Genomic DNA, 26,193 nt, shown 5'->3' with positions numbered 1-26,193 from the left:
GGCGTCACTTCGCCTTCAAGAGGTCGCGGATTTCGGTGAGCAGTTCCTGATCCTTGGTCGGCGCCGGCGGCTCCGCAGGCTTCGCCTCCTCGCGCTTGAACTTGTTGATGAAACGAATCACCACGAACAGCACGAAAGCGACGATCAAGAAGTTCAGCGTCACGGTCAGGAAGCTGCCCCAGGCCAGCACCGCGCCCTGCTTCTTGGCGTCCACCAGATTGGTCGCGGTCACGGCTTTCGACATGCCGGTGAAGTAGTTCGAGAAGTCGAGGCCGCCCGTGATCGCACCGATCACCGGCATGATGATATCGCCGACCAGAGAGGAGACGATAGCGCCAAACGCAGCACCGATGATGACGCCGACCGCCAGGTCGACGACATTGCCCTTCATGGCGAAGTCGCGGAATTCCTTGAGCATCGAAAACCTCTCCTTATCCAAACAAGGTGGCCAACATTGCTTAATTCAGCACCCCGGCGTGAACCATCGCATCGCGAATGGCTCTGCCAACGAGTGGCGTCACCGGCATCAGCGGCGGACGAACCTCCTCCTCCAGCCGGCCCAGCAGCTTGAGGCCGTGCTTCGCTCCGGCAACGCCCGGCTCCTTGAAGATGGCATCGTGCAACGGCACCAGCCTGTCCTGAATTTTCAGGGCACCCGCGTAGTCCCCCTTGAAAACGGCCGCCATGAGATCGGCGCACGGCTTCGGCGCGATGTTGGCGGTGACCGAAATGCAACCATGCCCGCCCGCCGCCATGTAAGCGAGTGCGGTCATGTCCTCGCCCGACATCTGGATAAAGTCTGGCCCCATGGCGTGCCGCTGCTGCGAGACGCGCGCGAGATTGGCGGTGGCATCCTTCACGCCCGCGATGTTCTTCAACTCGAACAGCCGCGTCATCGTCTCGACCGACATATCCACGACCGAGCGCGGCGGGATATTGTAGATGATGATCGGAATCCCGACCGCATCGTTCACCGCCTTGAAGTGGTGATACATCCCATCCTGCGTGGGCTTGTTGTAATACGGCGTCACTACCAGCACGGCGTCGGCGCCGGCCTTCTCGGCGTGCTTTGCGAGAGCGACCGCTTCCGTGGTCGAGTTCGAGCCCGCACCGGCGATCACCGGCACGCGGCCGCTCGCCTCCTTCACGCACCATTCGACGACCTTGTTGTGTTCGTCATGCGTAAGGGTCGGGCTTTCGCCCGTGGTACCGACGGGAACCATACCGTTCGAGCCTTCGGCGATCTGCCAGCTCACGAGGTTGCGAAATGCGCCCTCGTCCAGGCTGCCGTTTTTGAAAGGGGTGACCAAGGCTGTAAAGGACCCCCGAAACTTGCCATTGGCCGCCATCATCTTTCTCCAAACAATTCCTATGCGAACTCACCGAGCCCGAAACACTGCGAATATCGCGGGCAAGCCTGATTAAATACCGGCTCCCGCGCTGCGATGAAAGAGCGCGGCGACAATTCCGGCTTTCTTTATCGGCGATTGTGGCCCTGCTAGCCCCGAATTTGCCGCCCTTTCGCGGTATCTAGTGTGGTGGTTCGGGACACTGGGCCGTTCCGATCAAATTCCTGTTTGGCGTCTGAATCCAATAGATTAGACCTGTCGCTGACGGCGACGATGTGATTCGCAGCGAAGGACGGCCGTGGCTTCTGCTCTCTTGAAAATCACAGCCTTTGCGAGTGGTGCGCTGGTCCTCGCGGCACTTGCGCCTGCCGCCCTTCTTGCAGTCCCCTTGCCGAAGCCGCGCCCCGTCCCGCGCAGCGTGATTCCCAAGACTGCCAAGTCGCTGTCGCAGCTTCCAGCCGCGCCGAAGCTCTCCGGAACGCAACCCACACCGCTGGCGGCAAAGCCACCGGTGCAAGCAACACCGCCCCCGCAGGCGCTGACACCCAAAAAATCCCGGGCGCCTCTCGCGGTCGCCGCCACCTCGACGACATCGAAGGCCGATCTGCAGACGCTCGAACAGATCATCGAGCTCGTCCGCGCCAAGCGCCAGTCGGATGCCACACAACTGCAAGGCTCGATCAGCGATCCGCTGGCGCGCAAGCTTTCGGAATGGATCATCCTGCGCAGCGAGGATAACGGCGCATCCTCCGAGCGCTACCTCGCCTTCATCACGGAAAATCCGAGCTGGCCGAGCCAGACCTTTTTCCGCAAGCGCGGGGAAGCAGCTCTTTGGGAGGATCGGCGCGACGACAACACCATCCTGTCGTTCTTCGGCAATGACCAGCCGATCACGGCCAAGGGCCGCTTCGCCCTGGCGCGGGCGCTGCTCGATCGCGGCGACCGCGCACGCGCCGAACGGCTGGTGCGCGAGGCATGGCATGAGGATTCGTTCTCCTCCGCCGTCGAAGAGGCAGCCCTTTCGCAATTCTCGGCCTTCCTTAGCGGCGGCGATTTCAAGCGGCGAATGGACACGCTGGCCTATAGCAGCGACTCCGACGGAGCGCTGCGCGCAGCCAAGCACCTCGGCGGTGGTTATGTCGCGCTGGTCAAGGCGCGGATCGGCCTCAATCGCAAGGCATCTAATTCAAAGGCCCTGCTCGCGGCCGTGCCTGCGAACCTGCACAGCGACCCGCTCTATATCCTGAGCCGGATCCAGTACCTGCGGCGCGAAGACAAGATCATGGACGCCGCGCGGCTGATGCTGGACGCCCCGCGCGAGCCGTCACGCATCATCAACACCAACGAATGGTGGATCGAACGACGGCTGCTCGCGCGCAAGCTCATCGACATCGGCGAGAAGCGCACCGCCTATCGTGTCGCGCGCGACGCGGCGGTGCCCGAGCGCGGCATCTACAAAACGGAGCGAGAATTCACCGCAGGCTGGATCGCATTGCGTTTCCTCAACGATCCCGCCACCGCCGCCCAGCATTTTGCCCACATCGGGATCAACACCACGAACCCGACCGCAAAGGCGCGGGCCGGATACTGGCAGGGCCGCGCCGCGGAAGCCGCAGGCCGGCATCAGGAAGCCCACGCCGCCTATCAGGCCGCTGCCATCCATTCGACAAGCTATTATGGCCAGCTGGCGCGGGCGAAACTGCACTTGCCGCAACTGGGCCTGAGCGGCAAGCCTGTCACGCCACGAGGCGCGGAACGGCTGGAGATCGTGCGCGCGGTCGAGATTCTCTACGCGCTGGATGAGGAAGACTACATCATCCCGATCATGGCCGACATGGGCGACAATGCCGACCGCGACGCGCTGGCAGCACTTTGCGAGGTAGCAGAGCGCAACAACGATCCGCGCGGCATGCTGGTGGCCGGAAAGGCGGCGCTCAATCGCGGCCTGCCGTTCGACCACTACGCCTATCCGGTCAACGGCATCCCCTCCTATCGCAACATGGGACCGGCGGTGGAGAAGGCCATCGTGTTCGCTATCGCGCGGCAGGAAAGCGCCTTCAATCCTTCGATCGTGTCACCCGCCAACGCCTACGGCCTGATGCAGGTGACACCGGACGCCGCCAAATACGTTACCAAGAAATATGGCGGCACCTATGACCTCGCCCGCCTGAAAGGCGATCCCTCCTACAACGCCACGCTCGGTTCGGCTGAACTCGGCGGATTGATCGAGGATTATCGCGGTTCCTACATCATGACGTTCGCGGGCTACAATGCCGGGCGCGGCAGCGTGCGGAAATGGATCGAGCGCTACGGCGATCCGCGCGACTCGACCGTGGACGCGGTGGACTGGGTCGAACTGATCCCGTTCTCGGAGACGCGCAATTACGTCCAGCGCGTGATGGAAAACCTGCAGGTCTATCGCGCCCGCTTCGGCGGCAGCCACCAATTGATGATCGAAGCCGACCTGCGCCGCGGCGCGATGCAGTAAAAGCATCGTCTTTCTGGCATGATGTACTGCCCCTCCACTCGGGAGAGGTGAAAGAAAGTACACCTGCAATGTCTGCCTTCCACGACATCTTCGCTACGTCCGCCGACGGATTACGGCTGCGCGCGCGCGCCACCGGCCCTGCCGATGCCGCTGCTCTGCCCGTTCTTGGCCTGCCTGGCCTGACGCGAACGGCGGAGGATTTCGATATCGTCGCGCAGGCGCTGGTGAGCAATCCGCAAAATCCACGGCGCGTGGTCGCGATCGATTATCGTGGCCGTGGCAGGTCCGATTTCGATCCGAACCCGGCCAACTACACCGTGCCGATCGAGGCAACTGACGTGCTGACGCTGGCAGCAGCGGCGGGAATCTCCCGTGCGATCTGGCTCGGAACATCGCGCGGCGGGCTGATCTCGATGGTGACCGCGGCCACGCGCCCGGAGCTTGTCGCAGGCATCATCCTCAATGACGTCGGTCCCGAGTTGGACATCAAAGGGCTGATGAAGATCAGGGGCTATCTGGCCCCGCCGGTCACGCCGCAGACGTGGAGCGAGGCAGCGCGCGGGCTGCAACGGCTGTTCGGTAGCGTCTTCCCTGCCCTCGCTGAAGAGGATTGGCTGGCCTGGGCGCACCGTGCATTCCGGCAGGATGCCGATGGCCGCCTGACGCGCACTTACGACCCCGCGCTAGCGCGGACGTTCGATGCCATTTCGCTTGAAACGCCGCCCGCACCGCTATGGGAATTGTTCGACCAGATGGCGCAAGTGCCGCTGTTGTCGATCCGTGGGGAGTTGTCGGACCTCTTATCGCGCGAATGCGTCGCTGAAATGAAGCGGCGGCGGCCCGGCATGGAAACGTGCGACGTACCTCTCCAAGGACACGCCCCGCTGCTCGCGGATATGCCGACGGTGAAGCAGATCAAGGCGTTCTGTCGAAGATGCGACAACGCGGGCAGATTTTAAGCGACATATTCGGTGTCGCCCCCGCCTGCGCTGGGGCAACTCATGAAGGCCACGAGCAAGCGATCATGCTTTACACATAACCCTCATCTCAAAAACAAAACCCCGGCAGTTGCCTGCCGGGGTTCGTTCGATGGTTTCACCCGAAGGTGAGACGATCAGAAGTTGCGCTGAACGCGGAAGATACCCGAGAAGCGGTCCGTGTCACCGTAGTTGTACACACGGCCGGCGCTCGACGCAGTACCAACCAGGTTCTGGTCGATATGGATCCAGCTGCCTTCAGCGATGAACGCGAGGTTCTTCACCGGCTTCCAGGTCGTGTTCAGACCCACCTGGCTGACGTTGAAGTCCGGATTGTAGCCGGCACCACCAAGGACGAACGACGCAGTGCCGTTGTAGTCAACATGCGAGTACGAACCAAACACGCTGGACGACCAGTTCTGGTTCCAGTTGTGGTTGAACGCGCCGTTGAAGCCATAGGCCTTCGTCAGCTGAATGGCGCTTCCCGGCGTGGCGCTATACACGCCATCGGCAACCGGCAGAGCCACGATGGAGGAGCCATCGACCGAGTTGAAGTTCAGCGGGGTCGCACCGGACTGGCCGAGCACGTAGCGCAGCGCGCCCTCGGTGTAGGTACCGCTGATCTTGATGTCGTCGCCGGGGCCGGTCGGCAGGTTCTTGAGCTGCAACGCACCGGTCACAGCGAAGCCCCACTTGTCGCCCGGATGACCCAGCGTCGCGTTGGAAGCAGCACCCGCAGTGGTCAGGCTGTAGTAGCTGCCATCAACCTGGTGAGCCGCCGCCGAGAACTGCAGCAAACCCCAAGCCTGGTCGAGGCGGATGTTGCCGACGATGTCCACGGAGTTCGGAGCTACATAGCCATTGACGTAAGCGCCAGTGTTAAAGTTGGTGACAGCACCATAAGCGAGACCAGTGCGGTTGGCCTGTTCCTGACCGTCAACACCGATGCTGGCCGAAATGCCGTTGCCGAACTGCCAGGTGTACTGGGCGTTGTTCACGCCGGCGTCGTAGTTCGGGCCGCCCATGAGGCCGGAGTTGACGTTGCCCGGAGCGCCGTTCCACGGAAGGGCGTAAGCCGAAGCCGAACGACCGAAGGTGAAGCCAGCGAACTGAACGAACGCAGCCTCGACGCGCATGCCACCGTTGCCCTGGGTGTCAGGAGCAGCTTGGGTGTTGCTGGTGCCGGAGGTGAACTGCGGGCCGAACGCACCGAAGGTACGGACAACGCCGTATTCGGTCGCGGTGCGGGTATCCACATTCATCATGATGCGGGCGCGCGTCTGGTACTGACTGCCGGTACGGAGACCCAAGGCGGAATCGCCGTTCTGGTAGGTGTTGTCCGACGCGTTGCCGCCGACGGTGACTTCCGCACGCAGGTAGCCGCCGATGCGGATGCAGGTGTCGGTGCCGGGGATGTAGTAGAAACCAGCGCCGTACAGGGAACAAACCTTCACGTACTCGACCGCTTTGGCCTTGACGGGAAGATCAGCCGCCTGTGCGCCACCGATCGCAACGATTGCCGCTGCCGATCCGAGGACAAGGCTCTTAATCTTGCTCATAAAACCTCCAATATGATTGTGTAGGGAAGGTTCCGGCCCGCCGGTGTAAGTCACACCTGTGGTTTGGTCCCCTTGATCCCCGTGACCGCCTGGTCGCCTCGCGCTTTCGGACACTCCCGCACAAACGCGAGCGACTTAAGCGAAACTTCCAAACGGGACGACCTCGGGATGCCCCCCTCCGTCGCACAGGCAGAATTACCCAACGCCTACACACACGCAACAAAGACCCGCCACATCCGGGCCGCCTTTGGATCGTTTCCAAAGAACTGTTGCACAAAAAACACTCACTGTTTTGTGAGATAAACACGTAAGTATTTGAAATATAAATTGTATTCGTAATATTGACGGCCCTGGGGTGCTGCGTTGCATTTTTGCATCACCTCGCTCTGCCTACAGCTGCGGGCGGTGGAAATCACGAATCAAACAACGCGATTCCATGGCGTCATTCTTGTCACGAATCCGCTGTCCGGCCCTGTTTCAGGATGCGCCGTGGGCCTCATCATTATCTTCGCCGTGCATAGTTATAATGTGAGAATAGTCCGCTCTCGATCGCCACCTGCCGATCCCGACTTGCAGGTCACGGCATCGTCAGGCATATCGGGCGCGTGGAGACGTGGCCGAGCGGCTGAAGGCACTCGTTTGCTAAATGAGCATACCTTGAAAAGGGTATCATGGGTTCGAATCCCATCGTCTCCGCCACTTCAGTAATCTAAAGGCGATACCCGTCGTATTTCCAAAACGGGACATTCATTACGTGCCGCGTCCCGATCTCAATGACATTTTCAACCGCGCTCTGTTGGCCCACCGTGCCGGTCAACTCGATATCGCCGCCTCGCTTTACCGCGAAGTTCTCACGCACGATAAAAAACAGTTCGCACCTCAGCATCTGCTCGGCGTGATCGAAGGCCAGCGTGGGAATCTCGCGGAAGGCATTCGCCAGATCACCAAGGCTCTCCGGCTCGATCCAAAATCACCGGAAGCTTATCTCAATCTGGGACGGATGCAGGGAGAGGCTGGCGATCTCAGCAATGCGGAAAAGAGCCTTCGCAAATCCATCTCATTGAATCCGAGCAATGCGCTCGCCTATGGTAATCTGGCCGCCGTTTACCGACGCATGAAGCGTTACGAGGAAGCCAAAACCGCAGCCGACCAAGCCCTCCGGATCGATCCGAACGAATGGATGGCCCTTATCAATCGCGGCAATGCGCTTCTCGCCCTTAATCTGCTTGACGACGCCAAAGCAGACTATGAGCGCGCCACCACTTTGCACCCTTCGGCACCGGAAGCCTGGATCGGCCTTGGCGACATCGCCTGCAAAAATCGCGACATCAAGGCCGCTCTTGCGCACACCCAAAAGGCCCTGACGCTGGCACCAAAATCCGCAGAAGCCTGCCTTCTGCAAGCCCGCCTTCTTGAAATGCGATTCCTCCACGAGGAAGCACTAATCGCAATCAAGCAAGCGTTAGCTGCCGCGCCCGACCTCGTTGATGCCGACATCCTGCGCAGCAGAATTCTATTCACGGCCAAACGATACTCGGAGACCATTCCAATCCTGGAAAGAATTATCCGGTCAAACCCCGAGACAGTCGGCATCAAAGGGCAGCTTTTCGTCTCCAAGATGATGACCTGCAACTGGGATCGCTATGAAAAGGACCGGCTCGCATGTGTGCGCGCGATCGAAGAGAATCCGGCCCACATCACGCCCTATGATTCCATGATCGTCACACAGGCCCCTGCTCAACATTTGGCTTGCGCTGTCGCACACACAAAAAGGGGCTTTCCGAAGATCGAGACTTTTTGGCGGGGTCCTCTCTACGCGCATGAGAAAATCCGCATCGGCTACGTGTCTCCCGATTTCAGGGAACATGCGGTCGGCCACGTCATTGCCGACCTGTTCGGGCACCACGATAAGAGACACTTCGAACTTTATGGATTTTCCACCGCCGCTGATGAATCAGCGCTACGCGCCCGGATCAAATCTACCTTCGATCATTTCATCGAAATCGGCTCGATGACCCATGAACAGGCTGCACAATGCATCCGCGACCACGAAATCGACATCCTGATTGATCTGGCAGGACACACGGTCCACACGGGCTTGGACGCCATGGCGTTCAAACCCTCCCCGATTCAGGTCACATGGCTCGGTTTTCCCGGCACCACCGGCGCGCCGTTCATGGATTACATCCTTGCTGATCCGACAGTCATTCCGGCGGAACACGCACCCTTCTATTCGGAGAAGATCGTTCGGCTTCCCGACACTTATCAACCCAACGACGGCGCGCTGAAAGTTGCCGACAGCCCATCACGCGAGGCGGTGGGCCTGCCCGCGAGCGGCCTTGTGTTCTGCTGCTTCAACAACACCTTCAAGATCACGCCCGAAGTGTTCCACATCTGGATGCGCTTGCTCGGCCAGGTCGAGGGTAGCGTCCTTTGGCTGTTCGAAGGCAACGCCACCGCAAAGGCAAACCTCATCAAGGAAGCTGTCGCGCGCGGAATTTCCCCCGAGCGTCTCGTTTTCGCTCCGCTTGCAGATTATGCGACCTATCTCGCGCGCACGCAGCTCGCCGACCTGTTCCTCGACAACAACTATTGGAACGGTCATTCCACCGCGAGCGATGCATTACGTTGCGGTGTGCCGGTCATCACCTGCCAGGGCACCAGCTTCGCCAGCCGCGTGGCCTCCTCCCTGCTCCGCGCCATCGAGATGCCGGAGCTCATCACCACATCGCTGGAAGATTACGAGGCGCTGGCGCTCAAGCTGGCGCTCGACCCCGCTTTGCTCGCCGCCACCAAGGACAAGCTCGCGAGGAACCGCCTCACGGCGCCACTGTTCGACACCGCACGCTTCACCCGGCATCTGGAAGCCGCCTATGTGACCATGTACGAACGCGCGCAGCGGGGCGAGCCGCCCGCCTCCTTCGCGGTCGAGGCTCTGCCGTCCAAGATTTGATCTGGGAAAGCCTTTACCCGCCGATCTTCGAGGCGCGGGGCTTTACCCTAGGAGCATTACGCGCAGTAATTTGAAATGACTATCAATTCAATTTGAAAAAACTATTGTTCCTGCCTTAGCCGCCTTATGAAGCGCACTTCCGAACCATGAACCGTGATTTATGATCGGATAAGCAAATTAAAACGGCTCATGTGAAGACACCTTCATATCCCATAATCCATGGCCGGTGGTATATTAGAGGAAATCCAATACTCTGGAGGCCATTATGGGCAGACAAGGCAAGCAGAACTACACGCGACTGACCGAGCCGCTTGTCCGCGAAAACGGTGTGCTGCGGCCCGCCTCTTGGGATGAGGCGCTCGATCGCGCCGCCGAAGGCTTCCGCCGGAACCGCGAGCTCCATGGTGACGACTCGTTCGGCATGTTCGCCTGCTCCCGCTCGACCAACGAGCTGAACTTCATCGCGCAGAAGTTCGCCCGGGCGGTGATGGGCACCAACAACATCGACTCCTGTAACAGAACTTGACACGCTCCTAGCGTCGCCGGTCTGGTGACGGTATTCGGAGCTGGCGGCGGTACCTCGTCCTATCGTGAGATCGAGGACGCGGACTTGATTATCTTCTGGGGCTCCAATGCCCGAGAAGCACACCCGATTTTCTTCCATCACGCCCTGAAGGCGATCCACAAGGGCGCCAAGGTCTATTCGGTCGATCCGCGCCGGTGCAAGACAGCCGAGTGGGCCGACAATTGGCTTGGGCTGGATGTCGGCACCGACGTGGCGTTGGCCTATGGTATCGGCCGAGAGATCATCCACGCCGGATTGACCAACGAGGCCTTCATCGCGAACGCCACCCTTGGGTTCGAAGATTACATCGCCGCGTGCGAGCCGTGGACACTGGAAGTCACGTCCCGTGAGACGGGAGTGCCCGCGGATCTGATCCGTGAGCTCGCGCACGACTATGCGAAGGCGGAACGCGCGCAACTGTGCTGGACGCTCGGCATTACGGAACATCACAACGGCACCGACAATGTGCGGGCCCTGTGCAACCTCGCGCTGCTCACCGGCCAGGTCGGCCGCTGGGGCGCGGGCCTGGTTCCGGTGCGCGGTCAGAACAACGTCCAGGGCGGCGGCGACATGGGGGCGATCCCCAGGAACCTGCCCGGCTTCCAGGATGTCGGGAATCCCGAGCATCGGGCGAAGTTCGAACGCCTTTGGGGCGTCACGATGCCTCCGAAGTACGGCTTGACGCTCTCGGAGATGATGGAGGCGATGGACGAGGGACACCTAACCAGCGTCTACATCGTGGGCGAGAACCCGGTGCAGTCCGACGCCGACACCACGGCGGTGGCCAGGCGGTTACAGAACCTGGACCATCTGGTCGTGCAGGATATCTTCCTCACCAAGACCGCCACGTTCGCCGACGTGGTGCTCCCCTGCGCTGCGGCATGGTGCGAAAGCGATGGCACCTTCACCAGCAGCGAACGGCGGGTGCAACTCGTGCGCAAGGCACTGGAACCACCAGGAAGCGCGAAGGACGACATCGAGATCATCCGTCTGGTCGCAAAGCGTCTGGGGCACGATTGGCCGATCCAGACCGCGGAAGAGATTTGGGATGAACTGCGCGCGGTGTCGCCGGCGCACCATGGAATGTCCTACCGGGTGCTTGCAGAACGGGGTGGCGTCCAGTGGCCCTTCCCTGACGAGAATGGACCGGAGTCGCCGTTCCTGCACGGCCGGCTCTGGGAAAAGGATCCCGCGAAGCGCGGACGCTTGGCGCCATTCGGCATCCTTGAGCACAAGCTGCCGGTGGATAAGCTCAACGACGAGTTCCCGCTGCGCCTGACGACCGGCCGGCGACTGACCGACTACAACACCGGCGTGCAATCCGGTGGCTTCAACTCACCGATCCGCGTCGGCGGCTGCGTCGACATCTCTCCGGAGGATATGGTTCGGCTCGGTATCAACGAGGGCGAAGTGGTCCGCGTGACTTCCCGTCGCGGATCGGTGCTGGCGCCTGCCCGTATCGATCCGGGACTGCGCCCCGGCCTGCTCTTCATGGCCTGCAACTTCCCCGACGACGTGGACACCAACTCGCTCACCATCGAAGCGAACGACCCGATCTCGAAAACCGCCGAGTTCAAGGCAACAGCGGTCAAAGTAGAGAAGACCAACGAGCCTCTCCCCGAAGAGAGCGCCGACACCGCTGATCACGAGCCCCAGGATAACGAGCTCGCGACCGCGAACTAGGTAGGAAGGATAAGTTGTGGACCTGAAGTTCTCCAACGCCGAACCGTTCGCTGATGAACGGGACGCGGTTGATCGGCTGCTTGGAACCAGTGAAAGTGGTTGGCACGGTGGCGAGCGCGACGAGAAAGACCACCGGCGCGCGCACAGTGGCCGCTCGCAGAGTCGACGGCACCTCGTCATGGAGGCGCTGCACGCTGTGAATGACCGCGTCGGTTGGGTCAGTCCCGGCGCGCTGAACTACATCGGAAAACGACTCGGCATAGCCGCAGCCGACGTCTACAGCGTCGCGACGTTCTATGCGATGTTCTCCACCAACATGCGGCCGAAACGCATCGTGCACGTCTGCACCGATATCGCCTGCATGGCGCGCGGATCCAAGGAGGTGTGTGCCGACCTCGAGAAGCGGCTGGGTCCGGCCGGCGCCATGAGCGGCTGGAAGCACAGTCCCTGCCTCGGCGTGTGCGAACGCGCACCTGCCGCGCTGGCGGTAGAAGCCGGTGACCCGCCCCATGAGCACCTGATCGGGCCTGCCACTGCCGATGAAGTTGTCCTTGCGCTGAATAACGGTCCCGTGGCCCTCGCAGCCGAGGCGCCGCCCGGCATGGCCGTGCCGCAAGCCGGCCAAGAAGGCCTGATGCTGCTCAAGCGCGTCGGCAAGGTCGACCCGGAAAGCATCGACGACTACCTCGCGACCGGCGGCTATGCCGGATTGCGGCGGGCGTTCGAGATGGGACCCGGCAAGGTCATCAGCGAGGTCAAAGACTCCCGGCTGATGGGCCGCGGCGGGGCGGCGTTTCCCGCCGGCATCAAGTGGGAGAGCACCGCCAAACAGCCTGCCACGCCCCGCTACCTTGTCTGCAACGCCGACGAAAGCGAGCCCGGTACGTTCAAGGATCGCGCCATCCTCGAGGGCGACCCGTTCGCATTGATCGAGTCGATGACCATCGCGGGTTACTCCATCAGCGCTGAGCGGGGGTACATCTACCTGCGCGGCGAGTACCCTCGCGCCTACCGGCTGTTGAGCAACGCCATCGCAAGGGCCCGCGGACGCGGATTCCTAGGCGACAACGTCATGGGTACCGGGTGGAGCTTCGAGCTGGAGATCCGGCGCGGTGCCGGCGCCTACATCTGCGGCGAAGAAACCGCGATCTTCAACTCGATCGAGGGCTATCGCGGCGAACCGCGCTCCAAGCCACCCTTCCCGTTCGAAGCTGGACTCTTCAACAAGCCGACGGTGGTCAACAACGTCGAGACCCTGTGCAACGTCCCGCTGATTATGCAGATGGGCGGCGCGGAGTACGCCAAGATCGGAACCGAGGGCTCCACCGGGCCCAAGCTGTTCTGTGTTTCGGGCAACCTCGTGCGCCCCGGCGTCTACGAAGTGCCGTTCGGCGCGACCTTGGGCGATGTTATCAAGTTGGCTGGCGGAGTACCGCAGGGCCGAAAGCTGCAGGCGGTGCTGCTCGGCGGCGCGGCCGGTGTGTTTGTGCGCGCTGATGAGCTTCATATCCCGCTTACCTTCGAGGGTGCTCGCGCCAACAACGCCACCCTGGGCTCGGGCGTGGTGCTGGCCTTCGACGATACCGTCGATCTGCCCGCCATTCTGCTGCGCATCGCGAGCTTCTTCCGCGACGAATCCTGCGGCCAGTGCGTCCCTTGCCGGGTGGGCACGGTACGTCAGGAGGAAGCGCTGCTGCGCATCATGCGCAATGGCCGCGATACCGCGGCCAAGGAACGCGACGTCGGCCTGCTGCGCGACGTCGGCCTGGTTATGAAGGATTCCTCGATCTGCGGTCTTGGTCAGGCTGCCTGGAATGCCGTCGAGTCGGCTATCGACCGCCTCGGCGTACTGGAGAAAAGCCGATGAACGCGCCCGTCCAGCAGATTACGATCTCCATCGACGGCAAGGAGGTCAGCGTCCCTGAGGGGAGCACCATCCTGACCGCGTGTAACGCTGCGGGCAAGGACACGCCGACGCTCTGCTACGGCGACACCCTCACGCCCAAGAACGCCTGCCGCGTTTGCATGGTCGAGCTCAAGGGCTCGCGCGTCCTCGTGCCCTCCTGCTCTCGCAAGGTTCAGCCCGGCATGGAGGTCTTTACCGACACCGACCGGGTGCGGCACAGCCGCCGCCTCGTACTGGAGTTGCTCGATTCCTCGGTCGACCTGTCCACAACGCCGAAGATCCCCGAGTGGAAGGAACGCTACAGCGTCGACTCCGGTCGTTATGGTCCGAAAGCTGGTCCGAGCCTCCGCCGTGATGTTCATGAGCCGGGCGAGCACCACACCGGAAACGGCAGCGTCGCGGCCTCAATGGCCCAGCCAGACAAGATCGACAACGATCTCTATGTGCGTGAGTATGACAAGTGCATCCTCTGCTACAAGTGCGTGGATGCCTGCGGGACCCAGTGGCAGAACAGCTTCGCGATCCAGATCGCGGGGCGCGGATTCGATTCCCAGATTTCCACGGAGTTCGCGGTCGAACTGCCGGAGTCCGCGTGCGTCTTCTGCGGCAACTGCGTGGAGGTGTGTCCAACGGGAGCGCTATCGTTCAAGTCCGAGTACGATATGCGAGCCGCAGGCACTTGGGACGAAGCGCAGCAGACCACGACCACCACGATCTGCACCTATTGCGGCGTCGGTTGTAACGTCGAGTTGCACGTCCAGGACAACAAGATCGTCAAGGTGACCGCGCCCCACGATCACGAAGTCAACCACGGCAATCTGTGCATCAAGGGCAGGTTTGGCTTCACGCACGTCCAGAGCCGCAAGGAAGACGGCAACGACTAGAGTGCTTCCGCTTTAAACGGAATTAGCTATGCCCGGCCTCGTGCCGGGCATTTTGCGTTTTGACGGGCTGATATTTTCGCCTCCGGTCACCGCACCACCTCGCGGTGGTCTTCGTCGATCCGGCGCGTCCAGCCACGTCCGTCCAGATACTCCAGCAGCGGGATCGCCACCCGGCGGCTGGTCCCCAGGGCCTGCCGTGCCTGACTGGTGGTGAAGGGTTGCGGCAATTGCGCCAGTGCCTGTCTCGCAAGTTCTGGCGCGGACGGCAGCAGCACTACACCTCCTGGAAAACGCAACACCCGCCGGGCGCTCTCGGCCGCGGCCAGTTCGCGGATACCAAGGCCGAGGGCGGCGAGATCACCGGCCAACGGTGCGAGGAAGGGATTCGCAAGCAACCGCGCTTCGAGCTTCGTCACCCCGACCTCGGCGCGGCCAAGGTCGGCGCGCACCCGCGGCAGCCGGACGCAACCTTGGTGCTGCTCGAGGCCGGCGTCCTCGACGAGTTGGTCAATGAAGCGCGCTGCGGACGGACCAAGGGCGTCGCGCACCGCTCCTTGGGAAACGCCGGGCGTAAGCTGATCCCGCTGGGAGTCATCCTCCACCAGAGCCCGCAGCCGCCCTCGCCACTCGTCATACGTGGGAAGGTGCACCCACCAGCCGCTTCGTTCGCGGATCCCGGGGGGCGGCGCTGCATCGGGACCAACCAGGCCGATCCGGTGCAGGTAGTCCACCTCCACAGCGCCCCGCTCCGCCACCTTGGCCAGCACGTCGCCTTCGGGTGGCATCGCGGAAAGCGCTACCCCGCGCCGGGCACTATCCCCACGGCGCGCGAGTTGCGGTGGATCTGGGTCCAGCACACCGACGCCGCCGAGCACGCGATGACGTGCCGGATCACGGAGCAGCAGCCGATCGCCCACGATCAGCGGCAGCGGCCAGTCGAGAGTGATCCGGGCATGCTCGGCATTGAATCGGCGCAACTGGGCTGGCGCCGTCGCCGTTCCGACATGCACGGTGAGTTGTGTGGGCACCTCATCAAGCGCGGCACCCCCGATGCGGCGCACATCGACCTCCGTGGCCATGAGCCAGGCGTCTGGCGCGATCAGTGCCTGACCACGACGAACGTCCCCCGCGGACACGCCACGCAGGTTGACCGCGGCCCGGGTCATGGGACAAAGAGCGTCGGCAGAAGCGTCCCGCGATTCCAGGGCGCGGACGACGACCTCGCGCGGCTCCTGCCCATCACCGGCCACCACGAGCCGGTCACCCTTGGTCAGCGTGCCAGAGACAAGGGTGCCGGTTGCCACCGTGCCCGCCCCCGAAACGCTGAACGAGCGATCGATCCACAGCCGGAGCCGGCCGGTGGCGTCAGGCGCGGGCGCTTTGGCCAGGACGTCATCGAGGGCTTGCCTGAACCTATCCAATCCAGTGCCCTGCACGGCCGATACGGCTACCGCCGGTGCGCCGCGCAGACCTGTGTGTGCGAGTTCGCTGTGGGCACGCTCGATGGTCGCCGCCACGAGATCGGGCGCGCGGTCGGCCTTGGTGACCACGATCAGACCGTGGCTGATGCCGAGTGCAGCGATGGCATCACGATGGTCGCTGGATTGCGCCGACCAACCCTCGTCGGCAGCCACCACAAAGCACACCACCGGCACCGTCCCCAAGCCAGCGAGTGCGTTGCGGATGAATCGCCCGTGGCCGGGCACGTCCACGAAGGCGACCTCGCGGCCGGAAGGTAGAGTCGTCCAGGCGAACCCGAGGTCGATAGTGAGCCCGCGCCGGCGCTCCTCCTCCCAGCGGTCCGGCTCCATCCCGGTCAGCGCGCGGACCAGGGTGCTCTTGCCGTGGTCGACATGACCGGCCGTCGCGACGACGTGCGTCGTCATCGCTCGTCGCGCGGGTCGTCGGCCACCGCGGCGGCGTCGAGGTTGCAGCGATTGGCGAAGGCGGACAGGAAACGAACCTGCCAGACCGAGTTACCCGGTCTCACCGATTTCGAAGACCGGGAGGACCACCGGAAACCCAAACACCTCCGAGCGCTCTCACATCGAACACTCATCTTGTCGAGCACTCTCCCTTGAAGGCCTATGCCTGACCAGTGCACGAATGCACACAAAATGCGTTGGTATTGCGTTCTGCAATGCTTGGGAAACGCTTTGATTGTCAAGAAGAAGTTGAACCGTGCAAGATGCACGCGTTCACCGCTCGAATACGCAATTTTTTCTATCAAACAATCGAACGCGACTATCGATGGGCATATTCGAGCTGCCCAGCGATTTTTTAGCACCCATAGTGCGAGCGATGATTGTGCCGCCCGAAATAACCGGTGCGACAGATTTCAGGATCGATACCGCGCACTTCACCCGGCATCTGAAAGCCGCCTACGTGACCATGCACGAACGCGCGCAGCCGGGCGAGCTACCAGCCTCGTTTGCGATCGAGGCCCTGCCGTCCGGAATCTGATCGGGAAAGGCTTTAGTGCGCCGTCATCCATGCGCGGGCTTCGCGCTGGGCCAGCGCGATGTCTTCCGCCGACATCTGTTCGGCGAGTTCGCGGCGCAACTGGATCGCATCCACCCGTCCCTTGAGTGCTGCCAGATTGAACCATTTGTGCGCGGCAATGAAATCGACGATGCCGTCACGGCCGGTCGAGAACATCAACCCGAGGTCGAACAGCACGTCGCCGTTCGCGCTTGCCTCCACCGGCGAAGCGCCGGTCTGGTCGATCACCATCTGAAACATGTCACCCCCCTTATGGTGCCGGGTGGGCACTTGGCCAGCCGCGGCTCCTGTCCGAATTCCGTCTTTGACATCCCTTCGCCGATTGATCGGCTTGTGAGGGGGATCTGACCGCTAAAATTTGAAGGGTGGTTTAAGTATCGAGATGAATCGAATCTCAACGCACGGCGGCGCACGATCCGTCGCGCCGCAGGAATCCCTGACTCTTCAATAGCTTCGCGAATTGTTCAGAGAGGATTCAGGCTGACGTTTGGGAAGCCGGTAACCATCGGCCAAACAGACACGATGCGAGTAATCCCACCCGCAAAGCTTCTGGAGACGATCAATCTGTCGGGAACAAGCTGGCTCAAGGCCAATATCGGAAGCCAGTCAAGAAAACCGGCCCGATAAAGAAACGAGGGCGTCGGTGAACACGTCAGGATTGAGATTCAACCGGAAGCTCCGGTGAACTGCGGATCATGATCCGCAACGTACGAAGAACGCTGACGCTCTTCTGCCGGGTCGGCTGCGGCTAAGAAGCTCGCTGCCTGTCCGACCGTCTCTCCTGATGTCTCGCCGACACCCTCTGTCGTCAATCCGGGCTGAAAGTATCCACCGAAGTCGACACCGGCCCTTAATGACGTTGCCGGCCTCAAACTGCCGGCAATCCGTAAGGCGGAGCCTTACTTCTTCTTCTTGGCGACCTTGCGGGTCTTCTTGGCAGTCTTCTTCACTGCCGACTTCGCCTTCTTGGCTTTCGCCTTCTTCGCTTTCTTGGCCATGTTGCCCTCCATTAATGAGATGGCTTTGTCGCTGTCGTGCACTCGGGAATCGAAATGCACTGCATTTGGATTACACCAACGCGTTAAAAAAAACAGTGTCCCGCTTAAGGAAGTGTTGACGCACAGTACACGATGCGACAGCTGCACTGACTCTAAAAACATCGCCACGCATTGCTGGCGCGAGAGCAGCGCGTGATGCCTTCGATCGCCCCTCGCAACAAAAAATTCAAAAAGCCCCTGTTATACGGATATTTCTTGCATCGCATGAAAAGCAGCGAAGCGATGCGGAAAGTCCGGCGCGTGCGTTATCGGCTCGAAAAAACACGCCGCCCGGACTCTGAGTCGGATTTTTTGGCAACGAAATTATTTTCGTGGATTTTTGCTTTTGAGGCGATCGGCGCTCGCATCGGCGTCCATTTCGGCACTTCACTCCGCCGATTCGCGAATCGCGATCTAGACCTCACACACGTCATCCGACATGAAAACGGCGCCGCGCGAATGCCGCGCGACGCCGTTTTGGATCGTGTTCTGCGGGTTCAGATGCCGAGTTTGCTCTTGAGCAGATCGTTGACGGCCTGCGGATTAACCTTGCCGCCCGACGATTTCATCACCTGGCCGACAAACCAGCCGATCAGTTGCGGCTTGGCGCGCGCCTGCTCCACCTTGTCGGGGTTGGCTGCGATAATTTCGTCCACCACCTTCTCGATCGCGCCGAGATCCGTGACCTGCTTCAGTCCAAGGCTCTCCACCAGAGCCTTCGGATCGCCCCCCTTGGTCCAGACAATTTCGAACAAATCCTTGGCGATCTTGCCGGAAATCGTCCCTTCGCCGATCAGATCGACGATCGCGGCGAGTTGCGCCGTTGAGACCGGGGACGCGGCAATCTCCTGCCCTTCCTTGTTCAGGCGGCCGAACAGTTCATTGATAACCCAGTTGGCGGCGAGCTTACCGTCGCGTCCGGCATTGCCGAGACCGGCCAGCACTGCCTCGTAGAAGTCGGCGCTCTCCCGCTCGGCGACCAGAACACCGGCGTCATACGGCGTCAGCCCAAAGCTCTCGATGAAGCGCGTGCGCTTCTCATCCGGCAGCTCCGGCAGATGCGATTTCAGTTCCTCGACATAGGCTGCGGTGAATTCCAGCGGCAGAAGGTCGGGATCCGGGAAGTAACGGTAGTCGTGCGCCTCTTCCTTGGAGCGCATCGACCGGGTCTCGCCCTTGTTGGGGTCGTAGAGCCGGGTCTCCTGCTCGATCGTGCCGCCGTCCTCGATGATCTCGATCTGGCGGCGTGCCTCAAACTCGATGGCCTGGCCGATGAAGCGGATCGAATTGACGTTCTTGATCTCGCAGCGAGTGCCGAATGGCTCGCCGGGCCGGCGCACCGACACGTTGACGTCGGCGCGCAGGTTGCCCTTCTCCATGTCGCCGTCGCAGGTGCCGAGATAGCGCAGGATGCTGCGCAGCTTGGCGACATAGGCCTTGGCTTCCTCGGAGGAGCGCATGTCCGGCTTGGAGACGATCTCCATCAGGGCAACGCCCGAGCGATTGAGATCAACATAGGACATCGCCGGATGCTGGTCGTGCAGCAACTTGCCCGCATCCTGCTCCAGATGCAGCCGCTCGATGCCAACCGACGCAGTGCTGCCGTCCGGAGTGTCGATCAGCACCGTGCCTTCGCCGATGATCGGCGACTTGTACTGGCTGATCTGATAGCCCTGCGGCAGGTCCGGATAGAAATAGTTCTTCCGGTCGAAGGTCGATTTCAGATTGATCTGCGCCTTGAGGCCGAGCCCGGTGCGGATCGCCTGCGCGACGCACTCCTCGTTGATGACAGGCAGCATGCCGGGCATCGCCGCATCGACCAGCGAGACGTGCTCGTTGGGCGCGCCGCCGAATTCGGTCGAGGCGCCGGAAAACAGTTTGGAATTCGAGGTCACCTGGGCATGGACTTCCAGCCCGATGACGACTTCCCAGTCGCCGGTGACGCCCTTGATGAGCTTTTTGGGATCGACGGTTGCGTTCATGGGGCGGCTTTTACCGCGCCCGCGAACAAGAGAAAACCCCCGCGCGGTGGCGTCAGAGGCTCGCCGCGAATGACTTGAAGACCGGGCTCCCTCGCAGCGTGTCCCGGCCCGCCTCGATCACGTCGTCTACCTGCTCGCGCGGCAGGTGAAACCGGGTCGGAACATTGTCGAGCTGCTGCGCGCGGGCCGGATCGAGCTGATCGAATCCGAGCCGCCCGACAAAGAACTTGATGTCCCGGCAATTCCAGCGAGGACCAGCGCCGTATCGGGCGCGGTCGGCCGCCGACAGCCCGCAGCGCCACCGCACCAAGGCGGCCTGCCAGTCGTTCATAGTGCTGTTGAAGGCGGTAAAGCTGCCCGCCACGCTGGCCCCCAAAGCGGTGTCCGCGGTGGCCTTGACGAGTTCCGCGCCGCGCGGTCCCTCAACCGTATTGATCCACTGCGGAGACGGTCCGGGCGCGGACGCATCGACCACCAGAAACAGCGCCCGCCGCAATTTCACGGCCTGCCTTGGCGAGAGCGGCCCGTAAGGCGTATCCGAAGACAGACGCGCGATGGTGAAGCCGGACAATCCGAAATTGTCGACCAGTCCGCCGTCCAGCAATTTGATGTAAGGCACCGCGCCGTCATGGTATTTAATGAGTGCATTGGCGAAGCTGGTGAGCAGCGGTTGCGCATTTCTGTCTCGGCGGACGCGTTCCACCCAGCCCGGCAACGGCTGATTGCATTTCTGAGGGAAGGACTGGATCACAACCGGCGCAAATGCGACCGGCACCGCCGCGGATGCCGCAACGGCATCCGCCAACGGGTACTGTGACAGGTCGCTGCAGATGGCGTTGAATGTCACCGCACCGAACACGAACGGCGTTCTGTTGTAGATATCGGACGCATTGATCCAGACGCGCGGCTTGCCGATCGCCCGGAACTGCCCGAACGTCGCGCCGTGGAACAGGTTTGCATCGAGCCAGCGCGGAAAACCGGTTGAATCGTTGATGCCGCCTGCGAAAGCCCGGCCCAGTGTCGCCAGGTTCAGGTTCGTTTGCAGGTCTTCCTCGGCATTCCGCAGCAAGAATTTCTCGCGGAAGTCGGCGAGGCCGGCTCGTTTCTTCAGACCGTAATAAGCGGCCGTGACGGATCCACCCGAGACGCCGGAGATATATTCGACCCGGTCGATCATCGGCGCCTGCGCGCCGCGCATCGGAATCCGTTCCATTTCCGAGAGCACGCCATAGGCGTAAGCGGCCGCGCGCGTGCCGCCGCCAGAGAAGGACAGGCCGATAATCGTCTGATCTGCGCTGGTGTCTTCCTCGAAAGCGGGCCCGAGGCTATTGGCCAGGTTCGACGGCGTGCCGGGAAGATTGACCGGATCGTTCTGAATCGTGGCGCAGCCGATCAGCAGCGCACAGACCGACAGACTTCCCAAAACTGAACGCACGCGCGACATTCCGCCTCTCCTCAAGCGCGGAGTCTTAAGAGGTTGGGTCGCTATTTTCCTAATACCGGCGGCCGACGTGCAATAGGGTTAACAGGCCCGCCCCAATCCTAGGATTTCGCGCTCTTGATATGTCCTTCTTCGTAGTCGATCGACCAACCGATGAGATTGCGCCAGAGCATTTCAGCAAGATCCGGCGGCACGCCTGCGGCCTCGGCCTCGGCGCGAACATGGGCAACGACCTCCTCGACCCGCTCCGGGATCGCGGCCGGAAGCCCCTCCCGGAGTTTCACGGCGATCACCTGATCGAGGCAGCGCACACGTTCGGCAATCAGCGCGACGAGATCGCGGTCGATCCGATCGATGACCTCGCGCAGCTCCGGCAGATTTTTCGGTTCGAACGACATCAATCCTGCTTGCCCAACAACGCCGACGCGATCTGGTCCCATTCGGTTTCGAGTGCGGCGGATGACGCAGACTTGCCCGCACGGCCGTACCAGTATCCCGCATTGTCGAGGTCGCCCTCAACCCGATGGATATGCGCGTGCACCCATGCACCGTCCGCCGTCGGCGTCTGCTGCGCAAGGGAGTGTGCCTGTTCCCAGTTTCCCTTCGCAACCCACCACAGGGCCGTCAGCGGTTGTGACAAATTGGCCGGTGGCGCGGCCTCCGCGAGGCTGGCCTTCAAATCCGAGATGCTCATCACCACCACCTCTTTGGCTCGAACCGCCCCGCCGCCTGCTCGATGGTCTCGCCCAGCGAGAACAGCGTCTCCTCATCGAACGGGCGTCCGATCAATTGTAGCGCGAGCGGCAAGCCCTGCGCATCCTTGCCAGCAGGCACCGCGATGCCCGGCAGGCCCGCCATGTTCACCGTCACCGTGAAAATGTCGTTGAGATACATCTCGACCGGATCGGCCTTGCCCTTTTCGCCGATGCCGAACGCCGCCGACGGTGTCGCGGGCGTGAGGATGGCGTCCACGCCTTTCGCGAACACGTCCTCGAAGTCCTTCTTGATGAGGGTGCGGACCTTCTGCGCGCGCAGATAATAAGCATCGTAATAGCCGGCCGAGAGCACATAGGTGCCGATCATGATGCGGCGGCGGACTTCCGGCCCGAATCCAGCGGCACGGGTATTCTCGTACATCTCGGAAATGGTCTTGCCGTCAACGCGCGCGCCGTAACGCACGCCGTCATAGCGCGCGAGATTCGACGACGCTTCGGCAGGTGCGACGACATAATAAGCCGGCAGCGCGTATTTGGTATGCGGCAGCGACACCTCGACGATCTCCGCACCCGCCGCCTTCAGCCATTCCACGCCCTGCGCCCACAGCTTGTCGATTTCCGGCGACATGCCGTCGATCCGATATTCCTTCGGAATGCCGATCTTCATGCCCTTCACGGACTTGCCGATCGCCGCCTCGTAATCCGGCACCGCGCGATCGACCGAGGTGGTGTCCTTGGGATCGTGCCCCGCCATCGAGCGCAGCATAATGGCGGTGTCGCGCACCGTGCGCGCAAACGGGCCTGCCTGATCGAGCGAGGACGCGAACGCGACCACCCCCCAGCGCGAGCAGCGCCCATAGGTCGGCTTGATGCCGACGATGCCGGTGAAAGCCGCAGGCTGACGGATCGAGCCGCCGGTGTCGGTGCCGGTCGCGCCGAGGCAAAGCCCCGCAGCCACCGCCGACGCCGAACCGCCGGACGAGCCGCCCGGCACCAGCGCCGTATCCGATCCCTCGCGCCGCCACGGATTGATGACGCTGCCAAACGCGGAGGTCTCGTTCGAGGAGCCCATCGCGAACTCGTCGTTGTTGAGTTTGCCGAGCAGCACCGCGCCGTCGCGCCAGAGTTGCGCGGTGATGGTCGATTCATAAGGCGGCTTGAAGTCGCCAAGGATCTTCGAGCACGCGGTCAGGCGCACGTCCTTGGTCGCGAACAGATCCTTGATGCCGAGCGGAATGCCGAGAAGGTTGCCGCCCTCGCCTTTCGCGATCTTGGCGTCGGCGTCCTTCGCCATCGCACGGGCCCGCTCCGGCGTCTCCAGCACATAGGCGTTGAGAACGCGTGCGCTCTCCATCGCGGCCAGATGCGCGTCGGTCAGTTCGAGTGCCGTGAAGGATTTCGCCGCAAGACCCTCTTTGGCTTCGGCAAGCGTCAGTGCAGTCAGATCAGTCATTCGTCTCAATCGGGTCGCAGATAAAAGGAGATCGTTTGGTTCGTTTCGCAGCCTGGGAGGCTTTCAGCGCGATGTCATGGCCCTCATCGGGGTCCGGGGTCTTACCCTGCCGTTCCATGTCGTCGAGGTAGTCCATGAACGCCTGATAGAAGTCTTCATCGCTGCAGAGTTCGCACATTGCAGTCCACCCTGCCGCTACTCGACAACCTTGGGCACGAGGAAGAAGTGATCCTCTGTGACCGGCGCGTTCGCCAGCACGAGCCCGGAGATTTCGCCGTCATTGACGACGTCGTGGCGCTTCTTCATCTCCATCGGCATCACGGAGGTCATCGGCTCGATGCCTTCGACATCGACCTCGGACAGTTGCTCGATGAAGGCGAGCATCGCGTTAAGTTCGCCCTGGAGGTGCGGCACCTCCTCATCCTTGACGGCAATCCGCGCAAGCTGCGCGATCCGGCGAACCGTGGCTGCATCGACTGACATTGATTATGGCTCCGGGAAGGTATGGCTCCGGGAATACCGCCGCAGCGGTTCCAATGGCCTGCCTATAAAGCATTTTCCGCTCAAGGGGAAATCCGGGCAGGCATGCCCGCAGCGGTCAAATTGCCCCCAGAGCTGGCGGCGCTTGAGCCAGCGCCCAATCGCGACAATCGCTCATATCCCCTCGACCAGCCCAAACGGCCAGGCGCTCTGCAAAAAGCCGCAGATCGAGCCCAGCGCGCAGGCCGCCGCGAAGCCAAGAATAAAGTGCGGCGACTTCTCCTCCAGCGCGTAGCAGACCAGCATCGCGGTGACCGCGAACAGCCCGAACAGAGTCAGAGCATCGAGGGACATCAGCAGAACTCCAAAACCCGCAGCCGCGAAAGCGGCCTGCGGGTTGTCAATTCGCAGCCCTGAAGCGGCGCTTACAGCGGCAAGGCCGGCAGCGCCGCGATCCCATCGACCGTCTCCGGGGGCGTATGTGCAACGTTGAGTATCAAGGAGACAGTGAGGAAATATCCGATCAGCCCTGTCAGATCGACCACACCGCGCTCGCCGAGCTGCGCCACCGTCCCGGCATAGGTCGCATCGCAAACGCCACGATGCATCAGCAGTTCCTGCGTAAAATCGTAGACCAGCGCCTCGTCCGCGCTCATGTCGGCGGGACGCCGTCCGCAACGCACCGCCTCGATCGTTTCGGAACTGGTGCCGAGCTTCAACGCCAGCGGAACATGGGTGAACCACTCGAACTGCTGCGTGCAGGCACGGGACACCACCAGCATGGCGAATTCCGAGAGCCGCTGTGGCAAGCTGCTGTCGAAACGAATATATTGTCCAACCCGCTGCAAACGGTCGAGCAACTGCGGACTTCGCAGGAGCGGAATGAACGGGCCTTTGACGCCCTTGCGCGGCCCGGCGATGAGAATCTGTGCTGCGGCTTGCTGGGCGGCATCCATCTGTGCGAGTCCAAGCGGCGGCATGCGGTCTGGGTGCTGATGCATATCGGTTTCCTTCTCCATCATTCGGATGTTTCCGGCGCACTCGCGCCGCGGCCGAGCGCAAGGCTGCTCGCCACGAGAACGAATGCCGCTAATACGCTCGGAGCGGCCAGCCCGCCATGAAACAGGCTGACTGTCGGCGGCCCTAGAATCTGTCCCAGTGCGAAAGCAGCGGTATAGAGCGCGATGAGCCGAGCCGCGCTCGTGCCGCCGAGACGCCGCGCTTCGCGGATGCCTGCCATCGTGATGACCATGAACGTGCCGCCCACGCACAGCGCCGAGAACAACAAGACGTAGAGATTGATCGTGAAGACCGGCGCGATCACACCGGCGGCCAGAATCCATTGCGCGCGAATCCAAAGGCGGCGCGCCGAATGATGCGGCAGGAATGCCGCGGCGCAGAGCGTCGAGATCGCGCCTGCCGCACCGAACACAGGCCATATCAGACCAAACACGAGCGGATCGGTGATGACCTCCCGCGCCAGAGCGGGCAGGAATGTCGCGGGGATGATGTATCCGTAACCGAAAGCGCCATAGCACAGCGCCGCCAGCCGCGCCTCGCCGCTCAGGGGGGCCGCGCGGGACTTCGTCACCGGCACCTCGTGTCCGTCGTCACCCCTGAGCGGCAGCCAGAGCGCCAACGCGAAGACGGCGGCAACGCCGCCAAGGCAGATCCATGTCGACCGCGCACCGAACGCGAGGCTTCCCGCGGCGAGGCAGATGACGCCCGTGGCGCAGATGCCGACGCCAACTCCGGAAAAGACATAGCCTGACCATGTTTTCTTATGGGCCAGCGCAAGGTGCGGCATCGCCCAAGCGGAAACGCCCACCAGCACGAAGGCGCTGGCGGCACCAGCCAGTAGCCGCAGAATCAGCCAGATCCTGAAACCCTCCGTCAAACCCATTGCGAAGGTGAGGACGGCAATCGACAGAAGTCCCCAGCGGACGGCCCTCGCCGGACCGGGATGCCACCCGATGCAGATCAGTGCACCGGCCAGATAACCAAGGTAATTGGCCGTTGCGAGCCAGCCGCCCTGAACCAGCGTGACGCTCCCTTCCTGCTGCATTAGCGGCAGCACCGGCGTGAATGCGAACCGCCCGATCCCCATCGCGACCGCCAGCCCCGCAAGGCCAATCCATGCGACAGCGACAGCGCGCATGACAGGCGATACGGTCGGGGTGGAAACAGACGACATGAGTTGCCCAGCGGTTGAGTCCAT

At 62.1% G+C, this 26,193-nt stretch carries 21 protein-coding genes, 2 tRNA genes and 1 pseudogene; 8 read left to right on the top strand and 16 right to left on the bottom strand.

Annotated elements, in window-relative coordinates; translation table 11 throughout:
• Positions 1–4: 4 nt before the first annotated feature.
• Positions 5–418 (bottom strand): large conductance mechanosensitive channel protein MscL, encoded by a 414-nt coding sequence (mscL, locus tag AC1RNA_RS11335; RefSeq protein WP_009340900.1) that lies wholly within the window; start codon positions 416–418, stop codon positions 5–7.
• A 40-nt stretch (positions 419–458) separates the two neighbouring features.
• The gene (gene dapA, locus AC1RNA_RS11330) at positions 459–1,349 is read right to left on the bottom strand and encodes a 4-hydroxy-tetrahydrodipicolinate synthase (protein WP_009340901.1); all 891 of its coding nucleotides are present in this window, start codon (positions 1,347–1,349) and stop codon (positions 459–461) included.
• Between the two features lie 298 nt (positions 1,350–1,647).
• Between dapA and AC1RNA_RS11325 the strand changes: the two genes are divergently transcribed.
• Positions 1,648–3,837 carry a lytic transglycosylase domain-containing protein gene (locus tag AC1RNA_RS11325; RefSeq protein WP_492951115.1) on the top strand — a complete coding sequence of 730 codons (2,190 nt, stop codon included), beginning with the start codon at positions 1,648–1,650 and terminating at the stop codon, positions 3,835–3,837.
• A 68-nt stretch (positions 3,838–3,905) separates the two neighbouring features.
• Positions 3,906–4,796, top strand: a complete 891-nt coding sequence (locus AC1RNA_RS11320; protein WP_492951114.1) for an alpha/beta fold hydrolase — start codon at positions 3,906–3,908, stop codon at positions 4,794–4,796.
• Positions 4,797–4,951: 155 nt separating this feature from the next.
• Here the strand turns inward: AC1RNA_RS11320 and AC1RNA_RS11315 are convergent, their stop codons facing one another.
• Positions 4,952–6,373: a porin gene (locus AC1RNA_RS11315; RefSeq protein ID WP_492951113.1), complete on the bottom strand. Its 1,422-nt coding sequence runs from the start codon at positions 6,371–6,373 to the stop codon at positions 4,952–4,954.
• A 607-nt stretch (positions 6,374–6,980) separates the two neighbouring features.
• Between AC1RNA_RS11315 and AC1RNA_RS11310 the strand changes: the two genes are divergently transcribed.
• The 5 genes and pseudogenes from AC1RNA_RS11310 (at position 6,981) to AC1RNA_RS11290 (ending at position 14,364) form a co-directional block, all read left to right on the top strand.
• Positions 6,981–7,072: transfer RNA gene (locus AC1RNA_RS11310), tRNA-Ser, on the top strand.
• A gap of 55 nt (positions 7,073–7,127) precedes the next feature.
• Positions 7,128–9,326, top strand: a complete 2,199-nt coding sequence (locus AC1RNA_RS11305) for a tetratricopeptide repeat protein (protein WP_492951112.1) — start codon at positions 7,128–7,130, stop codon at positions 9,324–9,326.
• 191 nt (positions 9,327–9,517) lie between these two features.
• A pseudogene (locus tag AC1RNA_RS11300) lies at positions 9,518–11,574 on the top strand (molybdopterin oxidoreductase family protein).
• A 16-nt stretch (positions 11,575–11,590) separates the two neighbouring features.
• On the top strand, positions 11,591–13,441 hold the full coding sequence (locus AC1RNA_RS11295; RefSeq protein ID WP_492951111.1) for an NAD(P)H-dependent oxidoreductase subunit E: 1,851 nt from the start codon (positions 11,591–11,593) through the stop codon (positions 13,439–13,441).
• Positions 13,438–14,364, top strand: coding sequence for a 2Fe-2S iron-sulfur cluster-binding protein (locus AC1RNA_RS11290; protein WP_009340909.1), 927 nt, complete (start codon positions 13,438–13,440; stop codon positions 14,362–14,364). Before AC1RNA_RS11295 ends, AC1RNA_RS11290 begins: the two co-directional genes overlap by 4 nt.
• Before the next feature lie 86 nt (positions 14,365–14,450).
• Here AC1RNA_RS11290 and selB read toward each other — a convergent pair whose 3' ends face one another.
• A complete protein-coding gene (gene selB, locus AC1RNA_RS11285; RefSeq protein WP_492951110.1) occupies positions 14,451–16,250 on the bottom strand; it encodes a selenocysteine-specific translation elongation factor in 1,800 nt (599 codons plus the stop codon).
• Positions 16,251–16,302: 52 nt separating this feature from the next.
• Positions 16,303–16,398 (bottom strand) — tRNA-OTHER (locus AC1RNA_RS11280).
• 216 nt (positions 16,399–16,614) lie between these two features.
• Here AC1RNA_RS11280 and AC1RNA_RS11275 point away from each other — a divergent pair.
• Positions 16,615–16,827 carry a hypothetical protein gene (locus AC1RNA_RS11275; protein ID WP_009340911.1) on the top strand — a complete coding sequence of 71 codons (213 nt, stop codon included), beginning with the start codon at positions 16,615–16,617 and terminating at the stop codon, positions 16,825–16,827.
• Between the two features lie 12 nt (positions 16,828–16,839).
• Here AC1RNA_RS11275 and AC1RNA_RS11270 read toward each other — a convergent pair whose 3' ends face one another.
• The 11 genes from AC1RNA_RS11270 to AC1RNA_RS11220 all read right to left on the bottom strand — a co-directional run bounded on the left by AC1RNA_RS11270 (position 16,840) and on the right by AC1RNA_RS11220 (position 26,169).
• Positions 16,840–17,106, bottom strand: a complete 267-nt coding sequence (locus AC1RNA_RS11270; protein ID WP_009340912.1) for a hypothetical protein — start codon at positions 17,104–17,106, stop codon at positions 16,840–16,842.
• Between the two features lie 1,294 nt (positions 17,107–18,400).
• Positions 18,401–19,885, bottom strand: coding sequence for an Asp-tRNA(Asn)/Glu-tRNA(Gln) amidotransferase subunit GatB (gene gatB, locus AC1RNA_RS11265; protein WP_009340914.1), 1,485 nt, complete (start codon positions 19,883–19,885; stop codon positions 18,401–18,403).
• A 52-nt stretch (positions 19,886–19,937) separates the two neighbouring features.
• Positions 19,938–21,329: a patatin-like phospholipase family protein gene (locus AC1RNA_RS11260; RefSeq protein WP_492951109.1), complete on the bottom strand. Its 1,392-nt coding sequence runs from the start codon at positions 21,327–21,329 to the stop codon at positions 19,938–19,940.
• Between the two features lie 98 nt (positions 21,330–21,427).
• Positions 21,428–21,724, bottom strand: a complete 297-nt coding sequence (locus AC1RNA_RS11255; RefSeq protein WP_009340916.1) for a chorismate mutase — start codon at positions 21,722–21,724, stop codon at positions 21,428–21,430.
• Entirely contained in the window at positions 21,724–22,020 is a 297-nt protein-coding gene (locus AC1RNA_RS11250; protein ID WP_048755900.1) for a hypothetical protein, read from the bottom strand. The genes AC1RNA_RS11255 and AC1RNA_RS11250 overlap by 1 nt, the downstream gene beginning before the upstream one ends.
• Positions 22,020–23,495 (bottom strand): Asp-tRNA(Asn)/Glu-tRNA(Gln) amidotransferase subunit GatA, encoded by a 1,476-nt coding sequence (gatA, locus tag AC1RNA_RS11245; RefSeq protein ID WP_009340918.1) that lies wholly within the window; start codon positions 23,493–23,495, stop codon positions 22,020–22,022. Before gatA ends, AC1RNA_RS11250 begins: the two co-directional genes overlap by 1 nt.
• Entirely contained in the window at positions 23,488–23,673 is a 186-nt protein-coding gene (locus AC1RNA_RS11240) for a hypothetical protein (protein ID WP_009340919.1), read from the bottom strand. The genes gatA and AC1RNA_RS11240 overlap by 8 nt, the downstream gene beginning before the upstream one ends.
• Positions 23,674–23,690: 17 nt before the next feature.
• Complete coding sequence (gene gatC / locus AC1RNA_RS11235) at positions 23,691–23,978, bottom strand: Asp-tRNA(Asn)/Glu-tRNA(Gln) amidotransferase subunit GatC (protein ID WP_009340920.1); 288 nt, start codon at positions 23,976–23,978, stop codon at positions 23,691–23,693.
• A gap of 171 nt (positions 23,979–24,149) precedes the next feature.
• The gene (locus AC1RNA_RS11230; protein WP_492951108.1) at positions 24,150–24,329 is read right to left on the bottom strand and encodes a hypothetical protein; all 180 of its coding nucleotides are present in this window, start codon (positions 24,327–24,329) and stop codon (positions 24,150–24,152) included.
• A gap of 71 nt (positions 24,330–24,400) precedes the next feature.
• Positions 24,401–24,976, bottom strand: coding sequence for a carboxymuconolactone decarboxylase family protein (locus AC1RNA_RS11225; protein WP_492951107.1), 576 nt, complete (start codon positions 24,974–24,976; stop codon positions 24,401–24,403).
• A 17-nt stretch (positions 24,977–24,993) separates the two neighbouring features.
• Positions 24,994–26,169: a YbfB/YjiJ family MFS transporter gene (locus AC1RNA_RS11220; protein WP_492951106.1), complete on the bottom strand. Its 1,176-nt coding sequence runs from the start codon at positions 26,167–26,169 to the stop codon at positions 24,994–24,996.
• Between the last annotated feature and the right edge of the window lie 24 nt (positions 26,170–26,193).

It is taken from the genome of Afipia sp. GW821-FHT14H12 (genome assembly GCF_058803465.1).
Note: the sequence above shows the minus strand (reverse complement) of the source record. Positions and strands in the feature narration are given on the sequence as shown.